The 23512-nt window shown below is 67.5% G+C and carries 22 protein-coding genes; 10 read left to right on the top strand and 12 right to left on the bottom strand.

The features are described from left to right. Positions 1–32 precede the first annotated feature (32 nt). Positions 33–311: a hypothetical protein gene (locus OG741_RS24790; RefSeq protein ID WP_405601345.1), complete on the top strand. Its 279-nt coding sequence runs from the start codon at positions 33–35 to the stop codon at positions 309–311. A gap of 242 nt (positions 312–553) precedes the next feature. Here the strand turns inward: OG741_RS24790 and OG741_RS24785 are convergent, their stop codons facing one another. The 5 genes from OG741_RS24785 to OG741_RS24765 all read right to left on the bottom strand — a co-directional run bounded on the left by OG741_RS24785 (position 554) and on the right by OG741_RS24765 (position 2942). Further along, positions 554–1465: an SMI1/KNR4 family protein gene (locus OG741_RS24785; protein ID WP_405601342.1), complete on the bottom strand. Its 912-nt coding sequence runs from the start codon at positions 1463–1465 to the stop codon at positions 554–556. 46 nt (positions 1466–1511) lie between these two features. Next, positions 1512–1697, bottom strand: coding sequence for a hypothetical protein (locus tag OG741_RS24780; protein ID WP_405601340.1), 186 nt, complete (start codon positions 1695–1697; stop codon positions 1512–1514). A gap of 260 nt (positions 1698–1957) precedes the next feature. Then, on the bottom strand, positions 1958–2272 hold the full coding sequence (locus tag OG741_RS24775; protein ID WP_405601338.1) for a hypothetical protein: 315 nt from the start codon (positions 2270–2272) through the stop codon (positions 1958–1960). Positions 2273–2328: 56 nt separating this feature from the next. Continuing rightward, positions 2329–2739, bottom strand: coding sequence for an ATP-binding protein (locus OG741_RS24770; protein WP_405601335.1), 411 nt, complete (start codon positions 2737–2739; stop codon positions 2329–2331). Continuing rightward, positions 2739–2942, bottom strand: coding sequence for a hypothetical protein (locus OG741_RS24765; protein ID WP_405601333.1), 204 nt, complete (start codon positions 2940–2942; stop codon positions 2739–2741). The genes OG741_RS24770 and OG741_RS24765 overlap by 1 nt, the downstream gene beginning before the upstream one ends. A gap of 176 nt (positions 2943–3118) precedes the next feature. On the opposite strand from OG741_RS24765, the gene OG741_RS24760 reads away from it, so the two are divergent. Both OG741_RS24760 and OG741_RS24755 read left to right on the top strand, forming a co-directional pair. Continuing rightward, on the top strand, positions 3119–3973 hold the full coding sequence (locus OG741_RS24760; RefSeq protein ID WP_405601330.1) for a helix-turn-helix domain-containing protein: 855 nt from the start codon (positions 3119–3121) through the stop codon (positions 3971–3973). Further along, the gene (locus OG741_RS24755; RefSeq protein WP_405601329.1) at positions 3954–4253 is read left to right on the top strand and encodes a DUF397 domain-containing protein; all 300 of its coding nucleotides are present in this window, start codon (positions 3954–3956) and stop codon (positions 4251–4253) included. Before OG741_RS24760 ends, OG741_RS24755 begins: the two co-directional genes overlap by 20 nt. A 139-nt stretch (positions 4254–4392) precedes the next feature. Here the strand turns inward: OG741_RS24755 and OG741_RS24750 are convergent, their stop codons facing one another. The 3 genes from OG741_RS24750 to OG741_RS24740 form a co-directional block, all read right to left on the bottom strand. Next, positions 4393–4599 (bottom strand): hypothetical protein, encoded by a 207-nt coding sequence (locus OG741_RS24750; protein WP_405601328.1) that lies wholly within the window; start codon positions 4597–4599, stop codon positions 4393–4395. 239 nt (positions 4600–4838) lie between these two features. After that, a complete protein-coding gene (locus OG741_RS24745; protein WP_405601326.1) occupies positions 4839–5324 on the bottom strand; it encodes a hypothetical protein in 486 nt (161 codons plus the stop codon). A gap of 125 nt (positions 5325–5449) precedes the next feature. Next, positions 5450–14119 (bottom strand): DNRLRE domain-containing protein, encoded by an 8670-nt coding sequence (locus OG741_RS24740; RefSeq protein ID WP_405601325.1) that lies wholly within the window; start codon positions 14117–14119, stop codon positions 5450–5452. 293 nt (positions 14120–14412) lie between these two features. On the opposite strand from OG741_RS24740, the gene OG741_RS24735 reads away from it, so the two are divergent. Beyond that, positions 14413–14910: a hypothetical protein gene (locus OG741_RS24735; RefSeq protein ID WP_405601324.1), complete on the top strand. Its 498-nt coding sequence runs from the start codon at positions 14413–14415 to the stop codon at positions 14908–14910. 55 nt (positions 14911–14965) lie between these two features. On the opposite strand, the gene OG741_RS24730 is transcribed toward OG741_RS24735, so the two are convergent. From OG741_RS24730 to OG741_RS24720, 3 genes are all read right to left on the bottom strand, one after another. Further along, positions 14966–15550 (bottom strand): hypothetical protein, encoded by a 585-nt coding sequence (locus OG741_RS24730; RefSeq protein ID WP_405601321.1) that lies wholly within the window; start codon positions 15548–15550, stop codon positions 14966–14968. A gap of 331 nt (positions 15551–15881) precedes the next feature. Beyond that, positions 15882–16202, bottom strand: a complete 321-nt coding sequence (locus OG741_RS24725; protein WP_405601319.1) for a DUF4328 domain-containing protein — start codon at positions 16200–16202, stop codon at positions 15882–15884. An 83-nt stretch (positions 16203–16285) separates the two neighbouring features. Further along, positions 16286–17833 (bottom strand): beta-N-acetylhexosaminidase, encoded by a 1548-nt coding sequence (locus tag OG741_RS24720; RefSeq protein ID WP_405605750.1) that lies wholly within the window; start codon positions 17831–17833, stop codon positions 16286–16288. 338 nt (positions 17834–18171) lie between these two features. Here OG741_RS24720 and OG741_RS24715 point away from each other — a divergent pair, with 338 nt between their 5' ends. From OG741_RS24715 to OG741_RS24690, 6 genes are all read left to right on the top strand, one after another. Beyond that, a complete protein-coding gene (locus tag OG741_RS24715; RefSeq protein WP_405605748.1) occupies positions 18172–18708 on the top strand; it encodes a 2-oxo-4-hydroxy-4-carboxy-5-ureidoimidazoline decarboxylase in 537 nt (178 codons plus the stop codon). 166 nt (positions 18709–18874) lie between these two features. Then, positions 18875–19255: a succinate dehydrogenase, cytochrome b556 subunit gene (gene sdhC / locus OG741_RS24710; protein ID WP_266486808.1), complete on the top strand. Its 381-nt coding sequence runs from the start codon at positions 18875–18877 to the stop codon at positions 19253–19255. Positions 19256–19263: 8 nt separating this feature from the next. Then, positions 19264–19755 carry a succinate dehydrogenase hydrophobic membrane anchor subunit gene (locus OG741_RS24705; RefSeq protein ID WP_266486806.1) on the top strand — a complete coding sequence of 164 codons (492 nt, stop codon included), beginning with the start codon at positions 19264–19266 and terminating at the stop codon, positions 19753–19755. A 20-nt stretch (positions 19756–19775) separates the two neighbouring features. Further along, complete coding sequence (gene sdhA / locus OG741_RS24700) at positions 19776–21530, top strand: succinate dehydrogenase flavoprotein subunit (protein WP_389372567.1); 1755 nt, start codon at positions 19776–19778, stop codon at positions 21528–21530. Further along, complete coding sequence (locus OG741_RS24695) at positions 21530–22288, top strand: succinate dehydrogenase iron-sulfur subunit (RefSeq protein WP_361902513.1); 759 nt, start codon at positions 21530–21532, stop codon at positions 22286–22288. The genes sdhA and OG741_RS24695 overlap by 1 nt, the downstream gene beginning before the upstream one ends. 135 nt (positions 22289–22423) lie before the next feature. Further along, a complete protein-coding gene (locus tag OG741_RS24690) occupies positions 22424–22963 on the top strand; it encodes a hypothetical protein (RefSeq protein ID WP_266486803.1) in 540 nt (179 codons plus the stop codon). Positions 22964–23037: 74 nt separating this feature from the next. On the opposite strand, the gene OG741_RS24685 is transcribed toward OG741_RS24690, so the two are convergent. Then, a complete protein-coding gene (locus tag OG741_RS24685; protein ID WP_405601317.1) occupies positions 23038–23481 on the bottom strand; it encodes an Lrp/AsnC family transcriptional regulator in 444 nt (147 codons plus the stop codon). Between the last annotated feature and the right edge of the window lie 31 nt (positions 23482–23512).

The following is a 23512-nucleotide window of genomic DNA, read 5'->3' as shown; positions in this document are numbered from 1 at the left end:
CCGCCTGAGCCGTCCCCGTACCGCCGTTCCCGGTGGCGCTGGAGCCGCTGGCGGCCGGCTTCGCGCTGGCGGACGGCTTCGCGGAGGCGGAGGCGGAGTTGGAGGGGGAAGCAGACGCCGAGGCGGAGGCGGAACCGCTCGGCGAGGCGGACGCGGCGGGCGCGTCCGACGTCACGCTGGTGGAGGTGGCCGCGGCGGCGTCGGCGGCCGGGGCGTCCTGGCCCTGGTGCCCGCAGGCCGTGGCCAGGAATATCGCGCCGGTGGCAGCCAGAGCGGCGGAGAAGTTACGGGACGAGGGCAGCACGAAGTAACCCTTCAGGGTGATGGGCAGGACGCGACGGCCGGATCGGCACGGCGAAGTATGGCCGGTTTATATCAGGTCGACGCCGGAACGCGAACCGGCGGACCATTCCGGCGAATCCCCCTGGAGGCCTCGTCGTCGGGGCCGGCCGGGCACGTCACGGCGACCCCGTGCCCCACCGCCTCCATGCCGGTGACCCCGGGTCATTCATGGTCAACCCCGGCACGTCACCCATGGTCACCGCGCATCGGTTCAGTCCTCGTAACTCTGGAACCAGTGCGTATCGAAGTACCGAGCGGTCGAGAAGGGATGCGCGCGTTCGGTGAGCATGCGGAAGACGACCTCGGCGGTCGAGCCGCCCAACCGGCGCCAGGAGTCCGGGATGTCCGCCGTCGCGAGGATCGGCCAATGATCCGGGTCGTCACCCTCCGTGAGCCAGAGGAACTGGTCCGCCTGCTCGGACGAACCCCATTCGAGCAGCCCGCCCGGGACTGGGTACGCGTCGTACGGCTCCCAGAGGCTCGCGAGGGCCAATGTGCTGAGCCCGGCCCGGCGCTCGGGCCCCCCGACGATGTCGACGCCGGCGACCCGGGCGTCGGGCACGTACAGGGTGAGGAAACTGTCGAAGGCCCCATACCCGAAGATCTCAACGAGCTGCTTGTAATCGCTGGGCAACACGGTGCCCAACCGCTCCTGCACGGCCGCCCAGTCGACCGTACGCATCCGGCGCTCGCCCCAGCCGGTCACAGCGACGACTTTCTCCACCCACGAGGCGTCCGCAGGCAGGCCCTCGACGACGGGTACGGCCCTCGCGGCGATCACGACAACGCGCTGGACAGCATCGCCGTCGCAAACCGTCCCGGCCCCGATCCAGCAACTCCCGTAGGCCCAGGCTCGCATGTCCACCACACGCCCACGGAACGGCGTGAGCAGCGGCAGCCCCGTCGTCGCGTCCGCCGTCGGGTCGGCACACCCGCCCATGGCAAGGTTGCGTGACGATCCGTAGCGCCCGCTGATGCCCTCGACCAGCCCGGCCAGTCCGATCTCTTGCGACACGGGAAGGCACACATGCCCCGCCCCGTGCCCGGGCTCGCCGCATTCCAGCGGCTGCCTGCCGCGTGCCGTCAACCGCGTGATGACGTCGAGCAGTCCGTCATTCCCCATCCGTTTCCACAACCCCCGTACGGATCAGCTCAGCATGTCGCCCGGTTCAGATACGTACAGGAATGATCGGCGCGGCACCCGGCAGCTGATCCAGATACGCCTGGATGTCCCCGGGATCGGATGTCGCGACCATCGCCGCACCGATCTGCAGTGCGGTGAGCGCGACCAGGCCGTCGCCAGGATCGGGCCGCTTCTTGGCAGCCAAGTCCGCCCTACCGATCAGCTCGCCCACGCGCCGCCATTCCGTATCCGTGTAGCAGCACACCACCGCACACTCCTTGAGCGCTCTGGCGAGATGAGCCCGAGCAGCCCCACCCCGCCGAGCCTGTGCAACCACAGGGGCCGGCACCACCGGAAGCCCGTTCCGGCAGAAGGCCCGGTGCCTGGCGAGGGCGGGCCCAGGCTTCTTGTCCGCGAGAGCGATGAGCATCCCGGCGTCCTAGACGACGTCGCCGAGGGCGTCAAGGTCAGGACAGGTGGGACAGCCCAGGTTCACGCCGCGGCCCCACGTCGGCGCGCGGCGGACGCGGCACGGGCCGCCGCGATCTCGGCCTCGATTCGGGCCAGCTCCTCCGCATCGACGTCACCGTCGGGCGGCCAGGGAAGCGTGTCCGCCTCCGCCTCTGCCTGGACGATCGCGGCATCGATGTCGGCGAAGGATTCCGCTATCCGCGCCAGCCGGGCAGCCTCCTTGCGGCCCGCCATGACGAGGAACGCGGAGACGTCGAGGCCATGCTCGGCGGCCACCGCCCGGATGCGCTCGGCATCCTCGGGGTCGAGGCTGATCGAAATCCGGGTCTTCGCCATACCGCGACCGTATTACGACGTATTACGCCTGCGCATCCGAGGCGCGCCGACAGCAATCAGCTGCCGGTCACGGCGACGACCATTCCTCGTGAACCGTCGTGAATGCCCTGTAACTCGCACCACACGGTCTTGCTTCCGGGCCCCTGCTCCACGCCCCACCGCAGCGTCACGGCACCGAGCAGAGCGAGGCCGCGGCCGGTCTCGTCGTCGGCGGCGGCCTCGCCCAGGAGAGGCAGGGCCCGGGGGTCGGGATCCGTGACCTCCAGTCGCGTACGGCCCTGCTCGCAGAGCACGCGGACGGTCACGGGGACGCCCTCCCCGAGATGGCGGACGACGTTCGTGATCAGCTCGCTGGCGCACAACTGAAGGTCGGCGCAGGGACCGCCCATGTACGCGCGCAGGGCCCGGCGAACCTCGGGCACGTCCTTCGGGGTGGCGAGCAGTTGCAGGGTGAGCGGTGGTCGCATCACGCAACTCCCTTGCGCAGGGCGGCGACCAGGGCGCGCGCAGTGGCCAGGTTGCAGTTGCCCAGCGCGATGAGAGGCGGGGTGCGGTAGCCGGCGGCGAAGGTCGGCAGGTCGACGCCGAGGGACGGCAGCGTGATGCCGTGGGCGGCGAGGGCGGCCCGCAGCTCCTTTGCGCAGTCCTGTACGTCGGGGTGGTCGTGCATCGGGGTCACACCTTCCAGTGCGCTCTGTGACGAACTCATCACACTCTGACGCCGGTCCGCGTACCGTGAAAGAGGTTCGGGATCCCCGCCGTGAACTGCGGTAATGCGCACCGCGATTGGTATCGGCCGGGGAAACGCCGGGAAACGGGCGGTAACGGCACCAGAGGCGGTGAACGATGGGACAGCGCAAGGACATCGACGGGTCGGCAAGCGTCCCCACCTTCTACGGTAAGGAGTTGCGCTGGAAGCGGGAGGAGGCCGGGCTCACCCTCCAGCAGCTGGTCGAGGGCAGCTTCTACGGCCCCAGCCACCTCAGCGAGATCGAACGCGGTGAGCGCCGCATGCCGGCGGAGCTGGCCGAGCACGTGGACAAAGCGCTGGGGACGGACGGCTTCTTCAAGCGCCGCTGCGAGGACGTACGGAAGGCGAAGAGGCGAGGCCACGCCAGCTACTTCGAGCGCGTCCTGGAGGCGGAGAAGCACGCGGAGACCATCGAGGAGTGGTGTCCGACGCTGATTCCCGGACTGCTGCAGACGGACGCGTACGCGCGGGCAGTTGTGCGGTCGGCGCACCCGCTAGCGCCCGAGGACGAGGTGGAGGAGAAGGTCAGTGCCCGCATGGCCCGGGCCCGGCTCTTCGACGGCGACCACAGGACCCCGGAGTACTGGGCGATCCTTCCCGAGTCGCTGTTGCGTCAGCCGATCCTCCCGCCGGTGCAGGCGGCCGAACAGCTGGAGCGGATCGCGGCATTGGCGAGGCGCCGTCGGATCGTTCCACAGATCCTTCCGTGGAACTGTGGACCGCATCCCCTCATGCTCGGCACAGCCATGATCATGACCTTCCCGGATGCCCCACCCCTGGTCTACACGGAGGCGCAGTACAGCGGGGACACCATCGACGATCCGGCCCTCGTGAAGCAGTACCGCAAGGCATACGATCGGCTCAGGGCCGCCGCACTGCCGCCGGAGGCGTCCCTCGCCCTGATCGAGCAAGCGGCTGAGGATGACCGAAATGGCAAGCAACGGGATTGACTTGAGCACGGCCGTCTGGCGCAAGAGCAGTCACAGCAACGGCGACGGAGGGAACTGCGTCGAGGTCGCCGAGGCCTTCCCCGGCGCGGCCGCCTGGCGCAAGAGCACGTACAGCAATGGCAGCGGTGGAGACTGCGTCGAGGTCTGTGACACCCACACCGCCATCGTCCCGGTCCGCGACTCCAAGCTCCCCCACGGCCCGGTCCTCACCCTCACGGCCCCCGCCTGGACATCGTTCGTCGCCTCCCTCAAGGACGCCCCGGCCGCGCAGGCTTCATAGGACCTGCCCCGAACCGCGTGCGCCAGGCTCTCCTGGCACAACCTGTCACCTGGGGCTGCGCGCCGATACTCGGGAGGAAAGCGGACGGCCCACCAGACACTCCGGCGGGCCGTTGCGATGGTCGGACTCTCCCCCCGGCTCAAGTCAGGTAGTCAACCAGTGCCGCACGGGCCCCGGAGGACAGCCTCTCCGTGTCCAGTTCGCTCAAAGTGAGCCGCAAGGTGTCTTCACGCATCACCGGGACTGCCGCAACCAGGAGGTCTTCGCTGCCGAACAGCTGCTCCGCGACCTGGAAGTACCCTGCGCCGCTCACTGATTCTTTGGAGCTCCGCAGGACCGTCTCCACGAATCGAAACTCCAGGCCAGGAGGTCGTCGTCACGATCGCGGCGCCGAGTACACACCCGAGACCGAGGGTCTCGATCCCCAGAGCGATGCACTCGGCACCACCCAGCACCGTGCCCGCGCCACCGCCGACCGTACCGAAACCACCTAGCAGCATCCCGCCGAGATCGCCGCCACATCCTGAGCGCGGGCGGTGACCACCACCATGTCACCGTCATCCGTCACATCCTCGGGCAGACCCGCTACCGGCCGAAGTCGGGGTCGGCAGAAGTGCGCTTGTACTGACACGAGTAGGACTGGCCGGGCTCCCCGGGCACCGGGACACTCCCGCTCATCCACAGCTCGCCATTCTCCACATAGAATGGCAGAAACTTGTTGTCTTTCTCCTTCTCGAATTTAAGCACCAGATAGGGCGTCAGACCAGGATCCTTGTTGACCGCATGCCATTTCCCGTCGGTCGAACGGCGCGTCACCTGCGAGTCCGCCCCTGGGCCGTCCCACGCTACCGGAAAATCCTTGACGGAAAAGGTGTAGTCGTCACGCAGCCGAATGACCGGAAGTGGCGATCTGCATTCCGGCCCTCCGTTCCATCGGCCGACCAATTCGGAATGCTGCACGGCCTCCGGAGTGACGACGGCGGGTTCGCTCGTCCCGCAAGCGGCCGAGGCGAGTACCGTCAAGGTGGCGGTCGCAAGGCTTGCACCGATGCGAAATACGTCGAGCTTCACGCTATCCACTTCCAGTCGTTCCGGGCGGCGGGGCTGCCCCCCAGGGATCCCTGGGGGGCAGCCCCGCCGTTTTCAAGGCGCGTCCCGACCGGGCAACCGGCGGGAGCGAACGCGTCAGCCTGCCATCAGAAGAGGCTGCCCAGCCAACTTGTCACGGTGTCCAGGAAGCCACTCGACTCCCCCGACGACGATGACGACGACGACTGCGACGGAGCCGTGGTGTCGTTGAGGTCGACCGTCTCCGTCCACGTGATGTCCTGCTCCTTCTTGCTGAAACGCCCCGTATCGTAATACGTATTGAGGGGTCCGGCGATGTTTTCATCCCACCAATCGCTGTACCCGCCGAGCTCCGGGGCAATATGCGTTCCAGAGTTCATGGTGCTGTTGTTGTGCACATGGAACTGAATGGTCGCCGTCCCCGCCTCCTTGTCGATGGACTTGACCGTGTAGTCCATGGTGTAGGAACCCAGGAACGCCGCGGACATGTTCGACGTGAAGTCCATGAAGAGGGTCTTGGAGTTCAGGGAGTGATTCAAGCCGTTATTCGGTATGAACCCCGTCTTCTCGTCCGGTTCTCCCTGTGCGACCGTTTCGCCCATATTGTAGTTGCCGATGTTGATGTTATCGGCCGCGATCTCCCGCACGCGCTGGACGTGGTAGTGGTCCATGAGCGACTGCGTGAAGGCGTCGTTTCCGCCGAAGTCTCGCTCCTTGGGGCCGGTGCCTGAGACCCATTCGAATCCCAGATCCACTCCATTGGGATTACCGGGAGTTCCGAAGCATCCAGGGCACTTCTCCCGAAGGATCGGCTCTGCGGCCATCACGGGGCTGGCAAGCGTGTCGGCGACAGTCTTGACGGCGCCGACATAGGCAGTGGCGAAGTTGTCGTCCCAGGGGCAGAAGGAGCCTCCTTCGCACCAGTTGTGCCCGTCGATCTCGACGCCGCTGATCGGGTTGCCGCCGGTGAAGGCGTAGCGGTTCCCTGTGAAGGGATCCGATCCCAGCCGCATGTCGGACAGGGCGCCGTTGTACATGTCCCGGCTGGTGAAGCGGTTCAGGCCGGGGCTGTAGTCACGGAAGCCCATGTCGTAGGTGCCGCTGGAGGCGTCCCAGCGCTTGGCGTTGAAGCGGTAGGGGTTGTACGCCTCCTTGTCGGGCTGGGCGGTGTCGGGCTTGTCGATGCCGGTGAACTCGGCGTCGTTGTTGGTGCCGTAGGCGGTGTAGCCGTAGGTGGACTTGGTGTCACCGCTGGTGTCGGTGAGGGTTTCGACGTCGGTGTGGCCGTTGTAGCCGTAGACGCCGAGCTCCTCGGTGCCGTCGGTGTTGTGCTTCAGCTGCGTCAGGCGTTCGCCCCACGGGCTGTACTGGTAGGACTTGGTGACCTCGCCGGCAACGGCCTCGTTCAGAACCTCGCTGGAGGTACCGAGGTAGTTGAAGTCGGTGGTCTTGCCGCCCTCCGTCTTGGATGCCGTGCGGTCAAGGGGGTCGAAGACGTAGGAGGTGGTCTTCGTCGTGACCCCGTCGGTCTGCAGCTTGGCGTTCTTGACCACGTGGTCGAAGCCGTCGTAGTCCCGGTCCTCGACCACCTTGCCGGCCGCGACGACCGTGTCCAGTCGACCGTACGGGTCGTAGTTGTAGCTGTTGCCGGCGGCGCCGATGCTTGAGCTGAGGAGCCGGTTGCGGTCGTAGGTGTAGTTGGTCGTGACGTTCTTGATCGTCTGGGTGACGACGTTGGCGTTGTTGTCGTGGACGTAGGTCTCGGTGCCCGCGCCGGTTCCCGTCTTCACGGACTGGGCGAGCCGGTTGACCGGGTCGTAGGTGTAGTCCGTGGTGGAGTTCAGGTACGCGCCGTGGTTGTCGGCGTTCATCTTGGACGCGACGTCCTGCGCCTGGTTGCCGTTGGCGTCGTAGGCGTAGGTGTGCGAGGAGACCAGGGTGCCGTTGGGCTTCTTCTCGGTCTGGGTCTTCAGCGCCGCGTTCAGGTAGTAGGCGTAGTCGACCGTGTTGCCGTTGGCCTTGGTCTCCTTCAGCCGCAGGCCACGGTCGGTGTAGGTGTAGTCGGTGGTCTTCGGCGAGGCGTCCGAGGCGGACTTGCCGACCTTCACCGTCTTGACCAGCTCACGCAGGTCGTAGATGTACTGCGCGTACTGGTCCGGGTGGGTCGTCGTCTCCTTCTGGCCGTTGGCGTCGTAGGTGAACGACGTGGCCTTCTTCTCGATGCCGGACAGCGACTCGCTGACCTTCTGGACCTGGTTCAGCCCGGTGTAGGTCATCGAGTACGTGTCGATCTTGGCACCCGAGGAGGTGTCCCCGATCGAGGTGAGGTTGCCGTTGAGGTCGTACGAGTAGGTGAAGTTCTTCTTCTCGTTGTCCGTCTCGGTGGCAGTGCGGACGATCTTCACCGCGTCGGCGACGACCTTGCCGGAGGCGTCGGTCGCCAGGGTGATCTTGGACGTGTTCCCCTGCTTGAAGGTGAACGAGCCCAGCGAGACCCAGGTGCCGCCGCCGGTGGTCTGGTTGACCGTCTTGTCGGTGGTGCCGCCGTCGTGGGTGACGGTGTACTTCGCCGCCGTGGAGGCGCCCGAGGTCGTCGGGTACTTCGCGTAGGCGGTGTAGCTGCCGTCCTGCGGAACGTTCAGAGTCCAGGTGAACGTGTCCGTCGACGTCCCCGCCGCGTGGGTGCGGTGGTCGTAGCCCTGCTGGCCGGTGGCCGAAGCCGTGGCCCAGGTGCCGGTCGCCGACGTGGTCTGGGTGTCGGAGTTGTCGGCCACCACCACGTGGGCGCCGACCGGCACGCCGTCGTCAGAGCGGGCCTGGAGGCTGCCGTCGGGGAAGTACGCCCAGCCCTGGGTCCGCGAGCTGGAGCCGCCGGCGGAGGTGAGGGTGCGCGAGACCTGCTGGCCGGTCTGGTTGTAGCCGTAGGAGGTGACGATGTCCCACGGGTCGGTGGACGTCTTGGCCCAACCGTTGTCGAAGTAGGTGTAGTCGGTGTCGTTGCGGACCGTCTGACCCGCCGACGGCGGCGCGGAGACCCGCGAGGGGCGGCCGACCGCGTCGTAGGTCGTCTGGGTGTAGACGTTGGGGTCGTTGTAGCGCGCGTCCGCCGGGTCGTAGGGCTGGAACTGCTTGACCGGGCGGTTGAGCTTGTCGTACTCGGTGCGGCTGGTGAAGTCGTCCACGGCCGCGGTGGCGGTGCCGCGCGGGCTGATCACCTTGGTGGTGTTGCCCATCTGGTCGTACTCGAACTTCGTGATGCGAAGGGTGCTGCCCGAGTAGGGGACCCGCTGCTCGATCGTCTTGCCGCGCTGGTCGTAGACGACCTCGCTGGTGTTGCCCTCCTTGTCGGTGCTCTTGACCACCAGCGAGTCCTTGTCGTACTCGCGCGTGGTGAACTTGCCCGCCGCGTCGGTGACCTTGGTCACGCGGTGGTTGAGGTCGAAGGTGCTCTTGCTGGTGTAGTCGGTGGTGTCGGCGGTGGCGTTCTTCTTCGGGTCGATGACCGTGACCGCGTTGCCGACGTTGTCGTACTCGTAGGAGACGTTGTCGCCCTGGGCGTTCACCACCGCCATGAGCTGGTAGATCTCGTTGTAGGTGTTGGTGGTGACGTAGTCGTCCGGGACGGAGGTCGTCGCCACACCCTTGGGCTCGGTCGTGGTCTTGAGGTTGCCGACCTTGTCGTAGGCGTAGCGCGTCGTGCGACCGCTCAGGTTGTTGTCCGGGCCGGTCGACTCGGTCACCTGGTCCGCGGCGTCATGGACCGCGGTGGACACCACGCCGTCCGGGGCGGTGCTGCTGGTGACGTTGTCGTTGGCGTCGTACACCGGGGCCGGAGTGGTGATGAACACCCCCTGCGCCTGATCCTTGGGCACCTTGTTGACCAGCGGACGCTTGAAGGCGTCGTAGGTCTGGGTGGTGGTGGTGCCCAGCACGTCGGTCACCGAGGTGACCTGACCGCGCGCGTCGTAGACGAACGAGGTGGCGTGGCTCTCCGCGTCGGTGATCGTCCTGGGGTAGCCCATGACGTCGAAGTCGGAGTTGACGGTGGCGTTGCCGTTGGCGTCGGTGGCCTTGGTCAACTGCCCGTAGGCGTCGTAGTCGTACTTGGTGGTGTAGTCGTCGGGCACCGAGGTGGTGGCGGCGCCCAGGGGATCGGTGACCGTCTTCAGGTTGCCGAAGGCGTCATAGCCGAACTGCCACTTGCGGCCCTCCGGGGAGGTCTTGGTCGACAGATCGGCCGAGTAGCCGTCCAGGCGGGTCTGGTACGTGTAGACCGTCGCCGCGGTGCCGTTCTTGTTGGCCTCCGCGTCCTTCATCGTCAGCGGGTTGCCGGTCTTCGGGTCGTACGTCCAGGTGGTCTGGGCGCCGTTCGCCTCCTTCTGGAGGATGACGTTGTTATCCGCGTCCCAGGACAGGTCCATGGACTCGGACTTGGCGTTGGTGGACTTCACCTGGCGACCGAAGTCGTCCAGGACGTAGTCCGTGGAGTGCGACTCGGCGTCCGTGACCTTGGTGTCGGTGAAGTTCGTGTTCGTCGTGTTCGCCTTGTAGGCGAACGTTGTGTTGTTGTTCAGCCGGTCCGTGATGGTCTTGGTCCACCAGTGGTACTTCGGGTCGTCGCCGGTCTGCGGGGCGTAGTAGTCCAGCTTGGTGGCGTTGCCCCGGGGGTCGGTGGCCGACACCATCTTGACGTTCTTGTTGCCCTGCGTGGCGTCGTAGACGAACTTGAACACCTTCGGCTGCGAAGAGCCGACGCCGTCGGTGAACTGGCCGAGCAGACCCTTGTCGGTGTACCAGAAGTTGATCTTACGGCCGGAGACGTCGGTGACCGACTTGATGTGGTCGTAGATCTTGGAGTTGGTCAGGTTCGAGCCCGTGGCGATGGTGCCGGTGCTCGAGACGTACTCGTAGGAGGCGTCGCCCTTCTTGAAGTAGTCCACCGTCAACGTCTGCCGCGACGCGGGGTCGGTGATGTACGTCAGGAACTTGGTCGGCTTGTTGTTGGACTTCCGCTCCTCGTAGGTGAACAGCATGGTGTTGCCGTTCTTGTCCACCGTGGAGGTCAGGTAGCCGTCACAGCCGAACAGGAACCGGGTGCCGTCCGGCCGGGTCATCGTCCAGGCGTCCGGGATCGGGTCCTTCAGCGGGGTGCAGTCCAGACCTGCCTTGGCGGCCAGCTTGTAGTGCACACCGGCCGGCGCCTTCCACGAGCTCGTGGCCGAGTCCCAGCGGAAGACGTGGGTGGTGCCGTCACCGTCGGGGAGACGGATCTCGGTGGGGTTCGGCTTGGGGTGGAACTCCAGGGGCGCTCCGAGACGGATCGGCCCCGATGCCTGCATGGACCAGCCGTGACCGGAGACCGTGTCGGAGGTGTCCAGGCTGTTGTAGGCCAGCCGGAAGAACGTGTTGAGACCCCGGCCGGGGTTGTTGAACGCGTTGTACGACCACACCGCGTTGCCGGAGGCGAGGTTGTTCATCATGCTGGCGCCGGCGCCGGTGTTCTTGCCGGTGTAGCCGTAGAACTTCTCCAGGCCGAGGGTGTTGGAGGTGGGGTCCTCGACCGTGACGTTCTGCTTCAGCTGCGGGATGGCGCCGGTGCCGGCGGACAGCCAGGTGCCGTCGGCGACCTTCTTGATGTCCCAGCCGAGCACGTAATCCAGGCGCTTGTTGCCCTCATCGGAGTTGATGGGGGTCTTGACCTGGGCCTGGATGGTGGCGGACTTGCCCGGCAGGAGGGCCGGGATCGCGGTGGACAGCTGGTTGCCGCCCGTGGTGACGTCCGTGCCGTCGGGCAGCTTCCAGGTGTACGACAGCTGCCGCTCACCGGCCGCCCACGCCGTGGACGTGGTGTTGGTGACCGTGAACTCGACCGTGTACTGCGAGTTCGGGGTCATACGGGCCGGCGTCTGCGGCGCGTAGTACGTGTCCTCGGTCGTCGCGTCGACGTAGATGACCTGCATGTACGGGCGCAGCTGCGGGTCCGAGGCCTCCGACGACAGGAACAGGGTGCGCTCCTGCGGGCCGGTGGTGGTCTCGTCCTTCAGCTTGACGGCGACGCCCTTGTTGTTGGCGGGCGTCTTGACCCAGGACTGCATCAGTCCGGTGGCGTCCCACCAGTGGCGGCCGACCTCGTCCGTGATCTGCGGGACGGTGTCGGCGACGGTGGCGGACATGTCGCCGCCCGCCGTCGTCCACGGCGTCGTCGAGGTCGCGTTGTTCCACGTGGCCTGGGTCTCGGTGAAGTCCCGGGTCAGCGAGTGGAGTTCGTAGATCGCACCATTGGTGGTGCTGGTGGTCTCCGCTCCCCACATGTACATCTTGTTCTCCAGCACCGTGGCGGTGGTGGGGATCGAGCTGGTAGGGAACTTCAGCACGGCGCGCGTCTTGCCGTACGTGGTGGAGTTGTTGCCGACGCTCAGCCAGGTCTGGCCGACACCGAGGGACTGGATGGCGTCCTGGTTGGTGGTCGGCTGCTGCGAGGAGAGCGTGGTGTCCGTCTGACCCGCCTGGATGATCTTCATCGTCCGACCGGCCTTGGGGATGCCCACCACCCGGGTCGGAGAGCCGAGCAGCTCGCCGCCCTTGGTCTTGACCGCGAGCTGGTAGAAGTACGACTTCCCGATCTCGCTGGAGCTGGAGTCCGGCGTCGGTACCGCGGTGGTGTCCGTGTAGGTCGTCGCCGTGGAGGCGATCGGGGCGATCAGGGTCGCGGCGGAGGGCGTGAAGACCTGCTGCGTGGAGCGGTGCAGCTGGTACTCGACGATCGCGTCGTTCGCCGCGCCGCTGGTGTTGACGTACGCGGGCCAGGACAGCTCCGGGCCCGTGCCGTGCACCACGGTCGGCGAGTCCAGCGCGGTGCCGACCTTGCCGTACGTGACGGTGAGGCGCGGAATGGTGGAGGTCTCGCCGCCGTAGTCGCCGTCGCCCGCCTCGTAGCGCGGACCACCGGTCAGCGCCGTACCCGACTCATCGGTGGCCTTCAGCACGAAGCCGTTGTTCGTGGCGGTGCCGGACACCCACTTCTGGACCGTGTCGGTGACCGGGAACTTGTGCCAGAGGTTGTACTTGCCGACCGGCTTCACGATCTGCGCCGGGTTCACCAGCCGGACCGAGTCCGCCAGCGTCCGCGTCGTGGAGCTGCCGGTGTCGCCCAGGACGACCTTGCCGGCGTTGCCCTTGGCGAAGGTGTACTCAGCGGCGTCCAGGGTCTTCCAGACCCCGCCGGTCCCGGTCTGGTTGACCGTGTAGTTCTTCGTGCCGCCGCTGTAGTTCACGGTGTACGGAGCCGCCGTGGCGGCGTCCGCAGCCGCCGGGTAGTGCACATCCACCCGGTAGCTGTCGGTCTCCGGGACCTGCGGCTGCCAGGTGTACGTCTCGCCCGTGAGCGCGTTCTTGTTGTACGCGAAGTCGTCGTTGGTCGCAGCGCCACCGGTGGTGGTGCCGCCGGGCCACTCGCCGACCGCCGCCGTACCGGGGTCCCCGTCGTCCTGCTGGACGGTGGTACCGGACAGCTCACCCACCAGGGCGTTGGTGTTGGTCCAGTTCGCCGTCGTCTCGTCCCAGGCGCCGGTGGCCCGGTGTGCCTCGATGGTGACCTGGTTGCCGTTGGTGGTGTGCGCCTGGTCGTAGTACATCTCCAGGCGGGCGGCGTCGACCTTCACGCCCGCCGGGACCTCGGTGAGCGGGAACTTGATCAGCGAGCGGGCGATACCGGTGTCCGTCTTGCCGGCCGACAGCTTCCACGTGGAGTTGAAGTTCACCGCGGCCTGGTCGGACAGGACCATCGTGTCCTGCGAGGTGGCCGCGTTCGGTGCGATGGTGATCGTCGGGTCGATCACCACCGGATACTGACGCTCTTTCGCCGCCAGCCACGTGGCGTCCGGCGCGAGGGTCAGCTTCCAGTTCTTCCCGTCCCGGGTGAGCTTCTGGGAGACCTTGGTGGAGTACGTACCACCCGTCGGCGACAGCGCGTCCTTCTTGGCATCCGTCATATACGGAGCGGGGATCACCATCACCGGCGTGCCCGGCGCCTCACCGTAGAAGGCGACCGAGCCGTCCTTGCGCGACTTCGGCGTCAGGCCCTCGGTGTTCAGGGTGAAGGTGAACGACACCGGTCCGGCCGGGCGTTCGGCCAGGACTATGTTCTCCTTCACCTGCCCCCGGCCGACCTTGTACTGCAGATCGGCGCCCGAAGCCGCGCCCTTGTACGTGATCGTGTCGCCGTCGGCCTGCGGCTTCAGGGTGTTCCCGGCCGCGCCCGTCAGGCCCATGCTGATGGCCCCGCCGCCCGCGGACTCGAAGCGCAGCAGCTTGCCCGGATCAGAACCGAACCAGCTCCGGCCGGTATTGGCCGTGTTCGCGAAGTCGAAGCCCTTGTCCTCGGTGGCGCGCACCGCGGTGTCGATCGGCTTCCAGGACTTCCCGGACTTGTACGAGACCGGCACGGCCGACAGCTCGGCCTCCACCCGGCCGTCCGACAGCTCGAAGAACCGCGCCTGCGATGTGCGCCGCTCGGTCAGCTCCTTGACCCGCTTGGCCTTCGGAAGCTTCTTGCCCTTCGGCAGCTTCTCGCGGCTGGGTATCTCCAGCTTCCCGCCGACCGGCGGCTTGTCCGCCTCCTCGTCGTCGTCGGAGAACCAGCCCTTTACGGTGTCGACGATCCCCTTGCCGTCGTCATTCGACGACGACGCAGGGGCCGCATACGCGACCTGCGGCAGCAGCGTTCCCGCCACCGCCGAGACCACCAGACAGGAGATATATCTCCCGTACGGAACTTTCACACCAATGCCCTTTCGCATCGGCGCACCAGTTCCGCCGCATGCGAAATAGGCACGCCGAATGAGCCGACCCGGAGGTTTCCGGTCGGCGTGACTCATGGCTCCACGACCGAGAACTGGCAGTTCACGGCTGTGGCGGCGTGTTTCTAATCGCTTGAGTGACGCCCAGTCAACCCCCGGGACATTCGGGACAGTTGCCCCCTGAAAAGAGCGTCGATTCGCCCGTTTCTTCCGCTCGCTCGCGCCGGGCGGGCCGCGTCATGTATAAACGCCCGGTTCCGCAGAGAGCTCAATTCACCGAAAGCCGGTCCGCCATGCCATCCACGGAATCGCCTGTATCCGTTGAATCCGCTGAGTCCACCGAGTCCACTGAAGCCGCGAGCCCGGCGGAAGCCGGAAAGAGCGGTGGCCCGGACCGGCGCGGACTGGCCATCGCCGCCGTGGCGCTGCTCGCCTGTGGCGGGCTCATCGGGTACGGCTTTCTCAACACCGACGAGAAGCCCAAGCCGCGCGCCGTCCCGACCGCGGAGGTGACGTACGAGGTGACCGGACAGGGCACGGCCGAGCTCGCGTACCTCGCGCGCAGCGAGTCGGGCAAGGCGACCGTGGAGAAGCGCGTTGCGCTGCCCTGGAAGAAGACGGTCCAGGTACCGCTGGGCAAGGCGCCGACCATCGGCCTCGTCCTGGACGACAAGGGCGGCCAGGCCAACTGCTCGCTCGCCATCCGCGGCAAGCACGTACAACTGGCCACCGCGTCGGGCAGCTACGGACGAGCCACCTGCACCGGTCAACTGCCGGCCGGGCAGCACTGACCCCCGGGGCCAGTGGGGCAGCACTGCCCCCCGGGCTCGCCCTCGATCCGGCGCCTCAGCGCTTGACGCGCGCCCGTCGCGAGACGACCGCGCGCAGCACGCGCTGGCCCTCGATCGACACGTCCAGCGCCTGGCGCAGCCCGACGCCGCCCTGTGCGTCGGCCAGGATCTCCAGGATCTGTATCTGGCGGCGCAGTTCACCGGCGACGAGCGGTCCCGCTCCGTCCGGCTCGCCCTCTCGGCAGCGCGTGAGTACGTCGACGACATCGGCAGCGGCGGGTTCGTCGGCACCCGAGCCCGCGTCGAAGCGGTTGTGGAGTTCGAGCGCGGCGACGGAGCAGTCGTCCGCCCATTCCCGCAGGGGGTCCGCCTCCCACTCCGAGGGCGCGGCGCCGAGCATCTGACGTACGAGGGCTGCGGCGTCGTCCTCGACGGCGGCGCTCTCCATGGTCGCTCTGGCCTCGGCGAGCCGTCCCGACCAGTCCTCCTCGCCTTCCACCAGACCGGCCCAGAGCGGACGCAGCGCGTCGGCCTCGGATGCGAGCACGGGCAGACAGCGGTCCAGGCAGGCGAGCCCGCTCGCGGCCAGGCCTCGCTCATCCGCCTGTGCGATCAGTTCCCTCAGGCTCTTGGACGCCACGGACGCCTCCCATCGCGGACGCAGTACTTCCTCTTACTGCGCCCCGTGGCTCGAATGCGTCACTGCGTCGGCCGGGAATACCCATTCCTTCCAGGAATCGGAAGAAAGGTCCCCCGGTTCAGCCGCGGGCCGCTTGGCGAAAAGTACTCCCTCCGGCACCCCGGCCGCCACCGTATCGGCGACCCGATCCGGAACACTTTCGCGTGCCGAGCACACACATATGCGCCACAACTCTGTTACATTCTGGCCACCTGGAACTCGGCCTGCAGAGCGCCCTGTTGGGACCGCCGCGACCCAAGACTGGTGTGGGCCCGCACACCCCCGGGCGGGCTCACACCGCGGCCTCCTTCGAGACCTGCTCCGCCCTGAGCGCCGCCTTGACGTACTGCATGCCCGTCAGCCTGCGGACGACCACGATCGCCAGCACGGCGGCCGCGATGTCGAGGATTCCCGCCAGGACGAAGGCGTCCGCGCCCGCGCTGAAGGCGTCCGGAGTGTCAGCCGAGTCAATCTGGCTGCCCGCCACCGGATTGATCAGGTTCGTGGCGAGCCACGCGGTCCACCAGACGTTGACGACGGTGTGCGGCTCCTGCTTCCCCGTTCCGAACGTGGTTGCCCGCATCCGGGAGCGGGCTATGGCCCAGCTGTCCACAGGGGATGTGCTGCAAGACGTCGACCAGGGAAGGCGCCACGCCCCCTAAGGACGCCGGGACCCAGCGAGCGCCCGGCCGCCCCTCAGCCCAGCTTCCGGGCCAGCTCCTGGAACTGCTGCCAGCTCCGCGCCGGCTTCCGCGGGTCCCACAGTTTCTGGGACGTCGCCCGCAGCGGCATCGCGATGCCGCGTGCCACCTGTTCCTGGGTCTGGGAGTTGGCGAGGTCGCACCAGACCGCGAAGCGGCCGCCCAGGATCTGGGACGAGTACTTACGGGGCACCGGCTGGGTGCCGCGGATCACGAACGGGGTCCACTGCTCGTAGATCCGGCGGCCCGTCGGATAGACGAAGGTCTGCGGCTGGCCGAGCACGTAGTACAGGTACTCGTCGTTGACATTGACCAGCCGCCGGCCCTCGCGCAGGTACTCCAGCGGCGGCCTGGCCCCGATCTCCTTGCCCGTCCAGTACTCGACCTCGAGGTCCTTGTCCGCCCTGACCACGCCGCCGCGGAAGAAGCCGTCGTTCCACGCCTTGGGCTTCTTGCCCAGGGGGCGCACCACCGCCGCGCGGTCGTTCACCCAGGCCGTCGCCAGGTCCTGGACCCGTGCCTGCGGGCCGTACTTCTGGCGGGCGAGTGCCGCCAGCTGCGGGAACGACGCCTCCGGGTTGCGCCGGACCAGGGCCTGGTACTCGTCTCCGCCGAGATGCCAGTACGCGCCGGGGAACAGGTCCGCGTACTCCTTCAGCAGCTCGTCCACGATCTCGGCCGACGCGGGCTGTCCGATGTCGATCGCCCCGCGCACCTGCCTGCCCGCGGCGTCCCGCAGCTGGAGCTGGGGATGGGCGGCGAGCACCGCGCCGAGGTGTCCCGGGGAGTCGATCTCCGGGATGACCGTGATGTGCAGCCGCGCGGCCAGGTCGATGATCCGGCGGACCTCCGCCTTGGTCAGGTGCCTGCTCGAGACGATCTCGGGGTGCGAGTCCGACTCGATGCGGAAGCCCTGGTCGTCGGAGAAGTGCAGGCCGAGCTGGTTGAGCTTGAGGTCGGCCATCTCGCGCAGCCGGGCCTCGATCCAGGCGGCGGAGAAGTGCTTGCGCGCGATGTCGACCATCAGGCCGCGCTGCGGCCGGTCGGGACGGTCGCGTACGACGCCCTCCGGCATCGCGCCGCCCGATTTCACCGCCTGCTTGAGGGTCCGCGTCCCGTAGAAGACACCCGCCTCGTCGGGTCCGGTGATTCTGACCCGGCCGCCGCTGGTGAGGGCGGTGTACGACTCGCGCGCGCCCCCGGCCCCGAGCGCCAGCTGCACGTCGCCGGCGCGGGCGGCGACCGCGCCGCGGTAGCCGAGCTTCAGCTCGCCGGCGAGCAGCCGCGCCTCGTCGGCGAGCGCCTCGCTGCCCTTGGCGACGACGACCCCGCCGCCGGGCCCCGGCCGCCAGCCCGGCCCGCGCGCTGCCTCGTGCGTGCGTACGGCGGGGATGGTGGCGGGCGCCCGGGAGAGGGCGTAGGTCCTGGAGGGTGTCGGGGTCGGTTTCGGTGACGGGCTCACGGCCGCGGGTGCCTTGGTCCCGCCCCGCGTCTGGCCGGCCGCCGTGGGCGGCTCGTCACTCGAACAGCCGGTCAGCGTCATCGAGAAGGCCGCTGCCCCGGCGAGGAAGGCGCCCGTGAACCTGGCACGCCCAGAGTGCCGTACCACTCGGATACCTCCAATATCTGGCGTAACTACCGCGAACCACCCCCACCATCGTCCATCACACGAGTCGAAACTCTCCCGTCCGGGTGAAAATCGCGCATCCGTCGGACAGCTTCCGGCAGCCACGGCTAGCGTTACGACTCATCCACCCCACACTTCCCAGCCGTCCTGCTGTCCCCTTCGAGGAGCCCACGCTGTCCAGCGAATCCCACGCCGGCCTCCCGAAGCGACCGCCGACACTCCACCACACCCAGCATGCGCTCGCCTCTTCGGCCATACCGGCCACGCTCTCGCCCCAGCTACCCGGCCAGCGCGGCGGCGAACCCGGCCTCGAGCGCTTCAACACCGCAGCGGCCGACACGGCCGAAGCGACCCTTCTCGCCTGCTGCGGCAGCCACCGCTGGGCCCAGCGGCTGGTCGCCCACCGCCCCTACCCCGATGTCGACGCCCTCCTCGCCGCCGCCGACGAGGCCAGCTACGACCTCTCGCAGGCCGACCTCTCCGAGGCCCTCGCCGTCGAGTCCTCCGCCGGTCTCCACCCGGGCGCGCCCCAGGCGGCGCACACCGCGCTGGCCGCCGCCCACGCCGCGTACGAGAGCCGCTTCGGCCACGCCTTCGTGATCAGTCTCGACGGATACCGCCCCGAGGAGTACCTGGACCAGGTGCTCGCCGGAATCCGCGCCCGGCTCGGCCACGAACCGGACGAGGAGCGGGCCGTCTCCGCCGAGCAGCTGCGCGGCCTCGCCCGCTCCCGACTGGCGCATGTAGTGGCCAACCATCCGGAATCAGACGTCGCGGGGGCTTCCCGATAGCCCGTCCGAGGCAGTTTGTTGCCTGTTTGATCACACCTATGGACCCCGGGCGAGCGAACCGACAAGTCGTCGCTACGATGGCCGGGGCCGGTGGACCGTACCCGGCCGGGCCAGACCGACAGAGAAGCCGGCATGGCCCCAATCCCCGCTTTCGGAGGGTTCTTCCGTGCCGGCTGGAACGCTGTACCGCGGCCGGGAAGGAATGTGGTCCTGGGTGGCTCATCGAGTCACCGGCGTCCTCATCTTCTTCTTCCTGTTCGTACACGTGCTGGACACCGCTCTCGTCCGCGTCTCCCCCGAGGCGTATGACGACGTCGTTGCCACGTACAAGACGCCGATCGTCGCGCTGCTCGAATACGGCCTCGTGGCCGCGATTCTCTTCCACGCGCTCAACGGCCTGCGTGTCATCGCCGTGGACTTCTGGTCCAAGGGCGCGCGCTACCAGAAGCGGATGTTCTGGATCGTGATGGTCATCTGGTTCGTGCTGATGGTGGGCGCCCTGTACCCGGTGCTCGGCCACGCCGTTCGTGAACTGTTCGGGAGCTGAGCCAGACAATGTCTTCGAACAACACAGTCGCCGACACCACCTCCGCCGTCGGCCCCGTCGAGGGCACGAGCCCCTACGACGTCGACCACCCGGCCCCGTACATCGAGGCCCCGCGCAGGCGCACCGGCAAGACCCCGAAGGCGACCCGCGGCAACTTCGAGATGGCCGCATGGCTCTTCATGCGCCTGTCCGGTGTCGTCCTGGTCGTCCTGGTCATCGGCCACCTGCTGATCCAGCTGGTGCTGGACGGCGGCGTCTCCAAGATCGGCTTCGCCTTCGTGGCCGGCCGCTGGGCGTCCCCGTTCTGGCAGGTCTGGGATCTGCTGATGCTGTGGCTCGCCATGCTGCACGGCGCCAATGGCCTGCGTACCGTCATCAATGACTACGCCGAGCGCGCCAACACGCGCCTGTGGCTCAAGGGCCTGCTGTACACCGCCACGGTGTTCACCATCCTTCTGGGCACGCTGGTGATCTTCACCTTCGACCCGAACATCCGCTAAAGCCGGGGCTGACGAGACCAATGAAGATCCACAAGTACGACACCGTCATCGTCGGCGCCGGTGGCGCGGGCATGCGCGCGGCCATCGAGTCGACCAAGCGCAGCCGTACCGCCGTGCTGACGAAGCTCTACCCCACCCGCTCCCACACGGGCGCCGCGCAGGGCGGCATGGCCGCCGCGCTCGCCAACGTGGAGGAGGACAACTGGGAGTGGCACACCTTCGACACGGTCAAGGGCGGTGACTACCTGGTTGACCAGGACGCCGCCGAGATCCTGGCGAAGGAGGCCATCGACGCGGTCCTGGACCTCGAGAAGATGGGCCTGCCGTTCAACCGCACCCCGAACGGCACCATCGACCAGCGCCGCTTCGGCGGCCACTCCCGCAACCACGGCGAGGCCCCGGTCCGCCGGTCCTGCTACGCCGCGGACCGCACCGGCCACATGATCCTCCAGACGCTGTACCAGAACTGCGTCAAGGAGGGCGTGGAGTTCTTCAACGAGTTCTACGTCCTGGACCAGCTGATCACCGAGGTCGACGGCGTCAAGAAGTCGGCGGGCGTGGTCGCGTTCGAGCTGGCCACCGGCGAGATCCACATCTTCCAGGCGAAGGCCGTCATCTACGCCTCGGGCGGCACCGGCAAGTTCTTCAAGGTGACCTCCAACGCGCACACGCTGACCGGTGACGGGCAGGCCGCCTGCTACCGGCGCGGACTGCCGCTGGAGGACATGGAGTTCTTCCAGTTCCACCCGACGGGCATCTGGCGCATGGGCATCCTGCTCACCGAGGGCGCTCGCGGCGAGGGCGGCATCCTGCGCAACAAGGACGGTGAGCGCTTCATGGAGAAGTACGCGCCCGTCATGAAGGACCTCGCCTCGCGCGACGTCGTCTCGCGCTCCATCTACACGGAGATCCGCGAGGGCCGCGGCTGCGGTCCCGAGGGCGACCACGTCTACCTGGACCTCACCCACCTGCCGCCGGAGCAGCTGGACGCGAAGCTCCCGGACATCACCGAGTTCGCGCGTACGTATCTCGGCATCGAGCCGTACACGGACCCGATCCCGATCCAGCCGACCGCGCACTACGCCATGGGCGGCATCCCGACCAACGTCCAGGGTGAGGTCCTTCGCGACAACACCACCGTCGTGCCGGGTCTGTACGCCGCCGGTGAGGTCGCCTGCGTGTCGGTGCACGGCGCCAACCGCCTGGGCACCAACTCGCTGCTCGACATCAACGTGTTCGGCAAGCGCGCCGGTATCGCCGCCGCCGAGTACTCGGCGAAGAGCGACTACGTCGACCTGCCGGAGAACCCGGCCTCCCTGGTCGAGGCGCAGGTCGAGCGGCTGCGCAACTCCACCGGCAAGGAGCGGGTCGCGGACATCCGCCGCGAGCTGCAGGAGACCATGGACGCCAATGTCATGGTGTTCCGCACCGAGCAGACGATCAAGACCGCGGTCGAGAAGATCGGCGAGCTGCGCGAGCGGTACCTGAACGTGTCCATCCAGGACAAGGGCAAGCGCTTCAACACGGACCTGCTGGAGGCCGTCGAGCTGGGCAACCTGCTCGACCTGGCCGAGGTCATGGCCGTTTCGGCACTGGCCCGCAAGGAGTCCCGCGGCGGTCACTACCGCGAGGACTTCCCCAACCGCGACGACGTCAACTTCATGCGCCACACCATGGCGTACCGCGAGGTGGGCGACGACGGCGTCGAGTCGATCCGTCTCGACTACAAGCCGGTCGTCCAGACCCGCTACCAGCCGATGGAGCGTAAGTACTGATGGCTACCCCGACTCTGGACAAGGTGGAGGCGGAAGCCGCCGCCTCGCCCTACATCACGGTCACCTTCCGGATCCGCCGCTTCAACCCCGAGGTCTCCGACGAGGCCCAGTGGCAGGACTTCCAGATCGAGATCGACCCGAAGGAGCGTGTGCTCGACGGTCTCCACAAGATCAAGTGGGACGTCGACGGCTCGCTGACCTTCCGGCGCTCCTGCGCGCACGGCATCTGCGGCTCCGACGCGATGCGGATCAACGGCAAGAACAGGCTCGCCTGCAAGACGCTGATCAAGGACATCAACCCGGAGAAGCCCATCACGGTCGAGGCCATCAAGGGCCTGACGGTCCTCAAGGACCTGGTCGTGGACATGGAGCCGTTCTTCCAGGCGTACCGCGATGTGATGCCCTTCCTGATCACGTCCGGCAACGAGCCGACGCGCGAGCGTCTGCAGTCCGCGGAGGACCGCGAGCGCTTCGACGACACCACCAAGTGCATCCTGTGCGCCGCGTGCACGTCCTCGTGCCCGGTGTTCTGGAACGACGGCCAGTACTTCGGCCCGGCGGCGATCGTGAACGCGCACCGCTTCATCTTCGACTCGCGTGACGAGGGCGGGGAGCAGCGGCTGGAGATCCTCAACGACAAGGACGGCGTGTGGCGTTGCCGCACGACGTTCAACTGCACGGACGCCTGCCCGCGCGGTATCGAGGTCACCAAGGCGATCCAGGAAGTCAAGCGCGCGCTGATCACGCGTCGCTTCTGACCGAACGGTACCGGGGCCCCGTCTCAACTTTGTGTGAGGCGGGGCCCTTTGGTGCCCGGGGTTCACCGGGCGAGGCGATACCTGGCAGGATCGGGGAACGTCTGACATGAGCAGCAGGAAAGCGGGGACGAGACCATGAGCGAGCCCAATCCGTACGCGGCTGACGGAGAGCCCGAGTACAAGTGGGGGCCGACGCAGCCTCCGGGGACGCCGGCCTACGGCTACCCGAACCAGGCGCCGGGGTACGGGTATCCGAACCAGGCTCCCGACTACAGCCAGACGCAGCCCGCTCTTCCCGTACCGGCAGGGGCCCCGGCCGCGATGGGCGGGGCGCCTCTGGTGTCGATCGGTGACATCAGTGTCATGGGCGACTCGATCGTGACTCCCGCGGGCACGCTGCCGTTGCGGGGCTCGGTGTGGAACGCCACCGACATGTCGCACACCGAGGAGAAGATGCCGACCCACGCCATCGTGCTCGCGGTCATCTTCTTCATCTTCTGCCTGCTGGGGCTGCTGTTCCTGCTGATGAAGGAGAAGAAGACCACGGGCTTCATCCAGGTCACGGTGACGAGCGGCGGCAAGCACCACTCGACGATGATCCCGGCGCGTGGCCCGGAAACGTTCCAGCAGGTCATGGGGCAGATCAATTACGCGCGTTCGCTCGCCAGCATGTAGCGGTCACGCGTCTGGGTCAGCTCCGGTACGCCAAAGGGTAGATGCCGCCACTGACGGGCGGGCTGGGAGTCGGGTCAGCCCGCCCGTGGGGAGACGGGACGTTCGAAGAACGTCTGCAGGGAAACCGTGGCCTGCGTGCCGCTGACCCCGTCGATCGCGTACAACCGCCGCAGCACGTCCTGCAGTTGCTCCGTCGTGGCCGTGCGCACCTTCACCAGCACCGACGCACTGCCCGCGATGATGTGCGCCTCCTGGATCTCCGGGATGACGGCGAACGCGGCCCCCGACTCCCCCATCCACGCCGACGACTCCACCATGACGAAGGCCAGCACGCCCTGCCCGAGCGCGGCGGCGTCCACCTCCACGGTCGTACGGCGGATGACTCCGCGTTCACGCAGTTTCCTCACCCGCTCGTGCGCCGCGCCCGCCGAGAGACCAACGGCCTTGCCCAGCGCCGCGTATGCCTGAGTGGCGTCCTCCTGGAGCAGTGCCACGAGCTCACGATCAATGCCATCCACGCTTGCGACCATACCTCATTCCGGGATATGC

The organism is Streptomyces sp. NBC_01410 (assembly GCF_045040195.1).
Classification (GTDB): domain Bacteria; phylum Actinomycetota; class Actinomycetes; order Streptomycetales; family Streptomycetaceae; genus Streptomyces.
Note: the sequence above shows the minus strand (reverse complement) of the source record. Positions and strands in the feature narration are given on the sequence as shown.